At 73.3% G+C, this 7,746-nt stretch carries 4 protein-coding genes; 1 reads left to right on the top strand and 3 read right to left on the bottom strand.

The window, feature by feature from the left end:
* Window positions 1-393 precede the first annotated feature (393 nt).
* From ACFWXO_RS36895 to ACFWXO_RS36885, 3 genes are all read right to left on the bottom strand, one after another.
* Entirely contained in the window at window positions 394-939 is a 546-nt protein-coding gene (locus ACFWXO_RS36895; protein WP_380529652.1) for a hypothetical protein, read from the bottom strand.
* A gap of 119 nt (window positions 940-1,058) precedes the next feature.
* Window positions 1,059-5,243 carry a MobF family relaxase gene (mobF, locus tag ACFWXO_RS36890; protein ID WP_380529650.1) on the bottom strand — a complete coding sequence of 1,395 codons (4,185 nt, stop codon included), beginning with the start codon at window positions 5,241-5,243 and terminating at the stop codon, window positions 1,059-1,061.
* 631 nt (window positions 5,244-5,874) lie between these two features.
* Window positions 5,875-6,141: a MoaD/ThiS family protein gene (locus tag ACFWXO_RS36885; RefSeq protein ID WP_380529648.1), complete on the bottom strand. Its 267-nt coding sequence runs from the start codon at window positions 6,139-6,141 to the stop codon at window positions 5,875-5,877.
* A 137-nt stretch (window positions 6,142-6,278) separates the two neighbouring features.
* Between ACFWXO_RS36885 and ACFWXO_RS36880 the strand changes: the two genes are divergently transcribed.
* Complete coding sequence (locus tag ACFWXO_RS36880) at window positions 6,279-7,676, top strand: IS4 family transposase (RefSeq protein ID WP_380529647.1); 1,398 nt, start codon at window positions 6,279-6,281, stop codon at window positions 7,674-7,676.
* The last annotated feature ends 70 nt before the right edge of the window (window positions 7,677-7,746 follow it).

Here is a 7,746-nt window from a genome sequence, read left to right as displayed (position 1 = left end):
CCCCGAGAACTCGATCACCTCGATCGCCAAGCTCCTCGGGGTCAGCCCCGGCACCCTCTACAACCACATCCCCGACCTGCAGGAACTCCGCGCCTCCGGGCGCGTCCCGAAGCAGCTCACCACCGGCTGACCAGGCCCGGGCCGGGCCCCGGAATACTGGGGCGGTGACAGAGCATCAGCGGCGCCCGCTGTGGACCGGGCCCAGGGACAGCGCGGACGAACAGCAGACGGCCCGGCAGAGGCGCGGGACGGTGGCAGAACGGGCCTGGTGGGACGGTGCCGCCCTGGCGGTCCCGGAGACTGCTTCCCGCCCGGCGCAGGGGCGTCGGCGGCTTGGGGCCGGGCCCGGGGTTGCTGACGGCACGGCAGTCCCGGAGGGATGACCGGGGGGCGTCACCAGGGGCGGCCGAAGAGTGGACCGTCGAACTGCGGCGGCCCCATCACCTGAGCCATCTCGACCATGTCTTCGAAGACGAAGTGGTCGGCCTGCTCAGGCCGGTCCGCCTGGAACGCGGCGCACATCTCGCGGGTGAGCCGGTGCCCGTTCACCAGCGGCCAGCCGTCCGGGCCGGGCTGCATGGAGAGCTTGTCGACGCCGATCACATCGGGCCGCCAGTCCCCGCCCTTGGGCGTCGGGATCATCTTCGCCATCTCGACGGCGAGGTCCTCCTCGGTACGGACAGGGTGGATCGTCGCCCCGGCCATCGTCGGGTGATCGTCAGCGTGGGTCCAGGTGACCGGCGGCCCCTCGCAGAAGTCGCAGGGGCCGTACCGATCACAGGCCCGCCAGCCGTTGTGGGGAAGTGCGACGCCAGGGCAGGCGTTCCCCCGCGAGCACGACATGCTGCCGTCCTTGTGGTCGAGCTGCTGCCCGCTGCACCGGCCGGCCACGCCGGTGGTGTTGATGGGCTTGAACTTGAGCTTTCGACGGTTTCCCACGGTTCACCTCGCCGGTCATCGGTGCTGAGCGAGGACATCCTCCCGGCCTGGGACAGGGGGAGCGGGCAGCGACGCGGATCCCGTTCGAGTGCTGTGGCCTGCGGTGCGCTGACGGAGGTTCAGCGTCCCCGGCTCGGTCCGGAGCGGCCCTGGGTCGGAGGCTCGTAGCGGTAGCTGCGGTTCTGCTCGGCGATCCGCTGGGCCTCGGCCTGCCGGGCGGCCCGCCGGGCCTGCTCGGCCGCGCGCTGGGTGGCCACGGCAAGGCGGTGGGCGGTGCGCTCGGTGCTCTCGGTGGCCTGCCGCTGCGGGGACAGCGTGGTCCGGACGGCGGCCTCGGTACGCAGATCGGATGCCCGGCTCTGCTTGGCGGCGGCGAGGGAACGCTGCTCGTCGGCCTGGGCCTGGAGCCGGTCGACGCGCTGCTGGTCCTGGGCGGCGTGGCGTTCCGCGTAGGCGGGCAGCGCCTGCTGCAGGTCCGCCAGGCGCTCGGCCATCTGCGTACCGTCGTTGGCGGGCCACGGTGTGCGCTGCAGCGTGTGGGCGACGGGCCGCAGCAGCCGGACAGCCTCCTGCCCGGCGGTGTGCAGCAGCTGGCGGATCTCCCGCGCGCCGTCCTCGGCGGCGATCCGCCGGGCCAGGGCCTGGGCGGCGGCCTCCTGCTGCTCGGCCCGGCTCGTCCCGTCGAGGCGCAGGGCGAGGCGGCCGCGGGCGGCCTGCCGCTCGGCCTCCTCCTTCGCCGCACGCGCGTCGGCCTGGTCCTCGCCGGCCCGGCGGAGCAGCTGCTCCAGCGCCTGGACGTGCTCGACCTTCTCGGCAACGGCGGCCAGCAGCCCGGAGACGTCGTCGACGCGTTGCTGGCCGGGGGCCTCCGAGGTGCCGAGCAGCGAGCGGGCGATATCGGCGTGGCCCTGCAGCTGCTCGGCCTTCCGATCGGCGGTGGCGGCGTCCCGCTCCGCCTCCTCGGCCTTGGGCAGCAGCGACCCGGTGGACAGGGCGCCGTACCGGCGGTCCTGCCACGGCGCGATGCCCGCCTCGACGGCGGCCCGCACGAGCTCGGCACGCACCCGCTCGGCCTCGGCGGCCGCGATCGCCTCCATTTCCTCTTCGCTGGGCAGCTCCATCCCGGCGGCGGCCTCCGCGCGGTCGGCCTCGACCAGGCGGTCGATGTCGACCTCCTCGACCGGCCCGCCCTGCCGTTCGCCCGCCTCGGCGGCGTGGTGCGCGGTCTCGGCCTGCTCGGGGATGCCAGGCTCCTGGAGCCCGGTGCGCGGGCTCGGCGCGGCCGGCGGGGCGAGCAGGTAGTCGCCGTCGTCGGTCGGCCGCGGGTGCGGCAGCGCCGGGGCGCGGTCGGCGGTGAGCTCGTCGAGGACCAGGCGGTCGGGCTGGTCGCCTTCCAGCGCCCGCCCGTACGCCGCGACGGCCCGGCGCAGGCGCTCGTCCTCGGTGCGCGGTTCGCCGAGCCGCAGTCGGGTCGGCTCGTCCTCCAGCAGCATCGCCGGGAGCCACAGGTGGGTGGCTTCGCGGGCCCGGGAGAGCGCCGGGTAGAGGCTGTGGGCGTCGGCGCCCATCCCGTAGACCAGCGCGACGTCGGCGGTCAGCCCCTGAGCGGCGGCGATCGTCATCGCGTAGCCGTGGGAGAGGGCTCCAGCCGCGATCTGGTCCGGGGTGATCCAGGCCTGCTGCAGGAGGTGGCCGTCCGGGCCGGAGCGGCGCCATTCGACCAGGGCCCGGCCGGTGTCGTCGATCTCGCGCACCACGCCGCGGAAGCCGTTGAGGACGTCGGGCTGGGAGCTGTCGCGGCGGGAGCGGTAGTCGTTCTTGCGGACGCGGACCTGGTCGCCGACGGCGAGGTCCAGCGTCCGGCCGCCGGCCTGCAGGTAGGTGCGCTCGCCAGTGAGCTGGCCATGCTCATGGAGCAGGCGGCGGGCGGCGGCGTTCAGCAGCTCGACGTCGGCGTTGGTGGCGGCGAGCACGACCAGGCGCTCGGTGAGCTCGTGTGGGTCGGCCTCCCAGCGGCGGCGCTGGTCGAGCCAGGCGGTGAGCATGCCGGTGTGGGCCTGCTCGGCTGTGTCGGTGGCGTGGACGTGGCCGGCCTCAGCGAAGGCGGCGAGCGCGGTGGTGCGGGCGCCGTCGCGCCAGACCTCCAGCGCGGCCCGCTCGGCGGCGTCGCGCTGGCGTCGGTTCTCAGTGAGGACCGCGCCGTCGACCAGGGCGTGGGCTGCGGCGAATCCCCCGCCGACGCCGATCGCGCGCAGCTGTTGCGGGTCGCCGATCATCACAATTTTGGTGCCGCTCTCGCCCGCGCGTCGCAGCAGCTCGGCGACCGCCCGGTCGTCGACCATCGCGCCCTCGTCGACGACCAGGACGTCGACCTGGTCGAGGCCGGGCCCGGGGTGGTCGGCGCGCAGCCACCCGGCGATGGTCGAGGACTCGATGCCGGCCTCGGTGGCGAGGTTGGCGGCGGCCACGGCGGCGGTGGCCGCGCCGCACACGCGCAGGCCCGCCGCCTCCCAGCCGACCCGCGCGGCCTCCATGAGCGTGGTCTTGCCGGCGCCCGCGACGCCGACGACGACGTCCAGGCCGTGACCGGCGGTCAGCAGCCGCTCGACGACGTGACGCTGCTGGTCGCTGAGCCGGAATCCGCGGCTTGCCTCGAACGTGGAGAGCGCGAGCTCGGCGGCCTCGGGGGTGATCCGGGCGGCGCCTTCGCTGAGCCGGGCCGCAGCGGTCTCGGTGATGGCCTGCTCGGCCGCGAGGATCGAGGTGTGGGTGTAGCGCTGGGCGTTGGACATGTGGTCGGCGCCCTGGTCCGGCAAGCGCACAGCGTGCCCCTCGACCGCGAGGACCTCGTCGACCAGGCGCTCGGCCTGCTCGGCGCTGGCCAGGCCGCGTGGGCAGGCGTCGATCACCGCCGCGAGGACGGCGGCGCGGGTGACCACCTTCGTGTGCTCGACCAGGCCGCCGTCCTCGCGCCAGATCCACGCGGCGATCCGCTCGGGCGAGGGGTGCTGCGGGCCGTCGGGTCCACCCGGGCCGGTCGCCGCTCCGCCGCCGGGACCGTCCCAGCCGGGCACGGCCGCGCGCACCATCGCAGCGACGTCCAGCGGGCGGCCGTCGACGTCGACCTGCCCGGCCCGGTGCAGCCAGTCGCCGCGCTCGCTCACGGCCTGGTCGCTCTTGCGCTCGGCGAGCTGCCGCGCGACCAGCTTCTCCTCGCGCGTAGTCATGCCCTCGCTGACCGCGTCGGCGATCTGCAGGTGCCGGCGGGAGAACGCGGTCCGCAGCTGCTGGGGAATGCCGACGACTTCCCACGCGCCGGTCTCCGGCGAGCGCTCCCAGCGCATCCCGAACCGCTGCTCGGTGAGCTCGCGCAGGCGCGCCTTCACCAGGGCGTCGGCGGCCAGCGCGTGGCGGTGGACGTCCCGGCCGCCAGCCCCGGGCGCGCGCCACTTTCCGTCGTCCGTCGAGCGGGCGAGGTTGGCGAAGGTGATGTGGACGTGCAGATGCGGGTCGCCGGGTCCGCCGCCGACCGGGCGGGCGGATCGGTGCGTGGTCATCCAGCCGAGCAGGCCGGAGGAGTCGGCGCGCTCGGCGCGTCTTCCGTCACCGTGGTGGCCGCGCATCGTGTAGCCGGTCCAGCCCTCGAACGCGCCGAACGTCTCGCGGGCGGCCTGCAGGAAAACCCCCTCCAGCTCGGCGGCCAGGACGTCGTCGGCGACGCCGAACAGCGCGCTGTACGACTTCGGCAGATCGAGGGTGAGGTCGTACCCGGCGTTGCGCACGGAGACCCGGTCGTCGCGGTGCTTGCGCGCGAGCGCGAGCTCGTCGGCGTCGTACAGCTCGGCGACGTCGAGGCCGGCCGCCGCGGCGATGTCCTCGACAGCGTCGATCGGCACCCGGTGCGCGTCGCCGTCGCGCTTCACCTGGCGGGCGACCCGGGCGAGCCGGTCGGCCAGCTTGTCGTCATCGAGCAGCGCGGCGGTGTCGACCCCGGCGCGCTCGGCGGCTTCGGTGACGGCCGCCAGCAGCACCGCGCCGGAGAGCTTGGCGCGCGGGTCGACCTCGACCTTGACCCGGACCAGCTGCTTGCCGGTGCGCGGGTCGGCGCCGGCCATCAGCGCGCGGGCCGCGTCCTTGTCGACAATGTCGCCCGGAACCAGGTCCACCTCGGCGAGGCCGGAGCCGATCCATTCGAGGTCGCGCGGCTGGGCCATCCGGTACTCGACCTGGTGGTCGAGATCGCACCCGCAGTCCTCGGCGAGGCGGTACTCGACCTGCGCGGGATCGGCGCCGAGCGTCGTCACCCACGCCAACCCGGTCACCCCCTCGGCGGCCCGCCGCCATGATCACGTATCGAAGATACCTTGGTGCTTTCGCTGTATTTGATCATTGGTGATGATGGTCGTCAATGATGTTGGTGTTGTCGTGGTCGTGAATTTCGTGATGGCTTTCGTGATTCGTGGTCTCGGTTTTTGTGGTTGGTGTCGTGCTGATTGCTGGTCATGTGGTGAGTCTGTTGGGTGGCTGACTGGCGGTCGGTCTGGGCGGGCGGAGGCGGTGCGGTGCGGGGTACTTCCCGGCGCGTACGGAGGCCGGCCATCGACACATCGGATGCGCGCCGGGGAGTGCTCCGCCGGGCCTGGGTCCAGGGCGCGGCAAGCGGCAATGCCGTTGCTTTAGCTGAGCGTGGGGCATCGGCCTTCGGCCGATCGGCGGTGCCGCGCCCGCTTCGCTCCGCCCGGCCCGGCCGGCGGGTGGAGCGGCCCTTCCGCCGGGCGGGCGTGGCTTCCAGCCGCGCGGAGGCGCCGGCGGGGGTTCCTCCGGCCCCACCCCCGCCGGATCCGACCCTGACCTCACAACGAACGAGGCCGCCACAGCCACTACGCTGCGGCGGTCTCGCCCCGTCCCAAGACAGCCACTAACGCCGCGCCAGCTTCAGCCGCCTGCGATGGGGGCGAGGAACTCGATGCTGTCGGCGTCACTGAGAGGCAGGGACATGGCGGGCTGGTCGATGGGCATGCCGTTAAACGAAATCCTTTGGGTTTGGCGCAGCTGTCCGCCGTTATCGAGCAGGGGGCTCTTCAGCTGGGGGAACTTTGTCGTCAACTTGGTCAGAGCGTCCGCGAGGGTGGCGGCCTGGATCGTGACCGTCCGCTGGTTGTCGGTGGCGCGGAGCAGTGTGTCGTTGAATTTGAAGATCATGGCAGGGACCTGTCCACAATCGGGCTTGTCGAACCGCTTCTATCCCATAAGTCGCCCGGCCAGCGTCGCGTCGGCCGGGCCGGGCGGGTAAGGGCGCTAGGCCGTTGCCTTCGGTCGGTCGCGTCCGTTGGCCGGGCGTGGATCTTCGAGGGGGGCCGGGACGCCGGCTGCGGCTGGGAGTGCTGGCCGAGGTGTTCACCCCGGAGCTGGTGGACGCGGTGATAGCCGAGCACGGCCGGGGCGAGCGGCGCCGCCGAATTCTCCCGGCCCGCCTGGTCGTGTACTTCGTGTTGGCGCTGTGCCTGTTCGCGCGGGAGTCGTACGAGGAGGTGGTCCGCCTGCTGGCCACCGGCCTGCCGGGGACTACCGCGCTGCGGCGGGTGAACAAGTCCTCGCTGTGCCGGGCGCGGGCCCGGCTCGGCCCGGAGCCGCTGGAGTCGCTGTTCCGCAGCATCGCCGGCACGCTGGCCACCCCGGAGACGCCGGGCGCCTTCTGGCGGGGCCTGCGGCTGCTCGCGCTGGACGGCACGCAGATTGACATCCCGGACAGCCACAGCAACGCCACCACCTTCGACGGCCCGTGCCTCCAGGACCGGACCCCGACCGGCTTCCCCCAGGTCCGCGCGGTGGTACTCGCTGAGGTTGGCACCCACGCCGTGGTGGACGCGGAGATCGGCGGTTGGCGCGACGGCGAGCCCGGCCTGGCCGTGCCGCTCGCCCGCTCGGTCGGGCCGGACACCCTGGTCATCGCCGACCGCGGCTTCTGGAGCTCGGCGTTCTACCGCGACTTCCACGCGGTCCGAGGCGCCCACCTGCTGGCCCGACTCCCGTCGAACAAGCTCGGCCGCAAGCGGCACGACCTGCCGGACGGGACGTTCATCTCCGAGATCAGGCCGAACAAGCAGCGGATGCTGCGGGCGAAGAAGGAGGGCCAGCCCTTCCCGAAGGAGATGGTGTTCCGGGTGATCCCGTTCGCCGTGGACGGCAAGCCCTGGTGGCTGGCCACCACCCTGCTCGACCCGAAGCAGCACCCGGCCGTCGAGCTGATCAACCTTTACCGGCAGCGCTGGGAGGTCGAGATGGCGTTCGATGAGATCAAGAACCACCTCGGTGTCTCCGGCCCGCTCCGCTCGCGGACCGCCGACGGGATCCGCCAGGAGGTCTGGGCCTTCCTGGCGGTCCACCACGCGCTGCGCAAGGTGATGCACACCGCTGCCACCAGCGGACCGGCCGTCGATCCCGACCGCGTCTCCTACCTGGCCGCTGTCCGGGTCATCCGGCGCACCGTCGTCGCCCAGGTCGCCACCACCGCCGTCAGCCTCCAGCACGCCCTGGTGGAAGTCTGCGAGGAGCTCCGGCACCGCCTGCTGCCCGCCCGGCGCCGACGCGAGCAGCCCCGGATGGTGAAAAAACCGCCCAGCCGCTTCCCCCAGAAGCGGAGCCGGTCCGGCATGACCAAGGCCGAGGTCGGCCGCTGGCACGGCTCCAAGAAGCCGCGGTCTGCCCGCCCAGCCCCAACCGGGGCGCCGGGCTAAAGCAACGGCATTGCGCGGCAAGCGGCCCTGGCACCACAGGCGGGCGTTCAATCTTGCTAGATAAACCGAA

The sequence above is a fragment of the Kitasatospora sp. NPDC059088 genome (assembly GCF_042738155.1).
Lineage (GTDB): Bacteria > Actinomycetota > Actinomycetes > Streptomycetales > Streptomycetaceae > Kitasatospora.
This window is presented reverse-complemented; position numbering and strand designations above follow the sequence as displayed.

Excerpts from the sequence above, each read along its gene's own strand:
- ACFWXO_RS36885 (WP_380529648.1), bottom strand. The coding sequence starts at position 6,141 with ATGATCTTCAAATTCAACGACACACTGCTCCGCGCCACCGACAACCAG.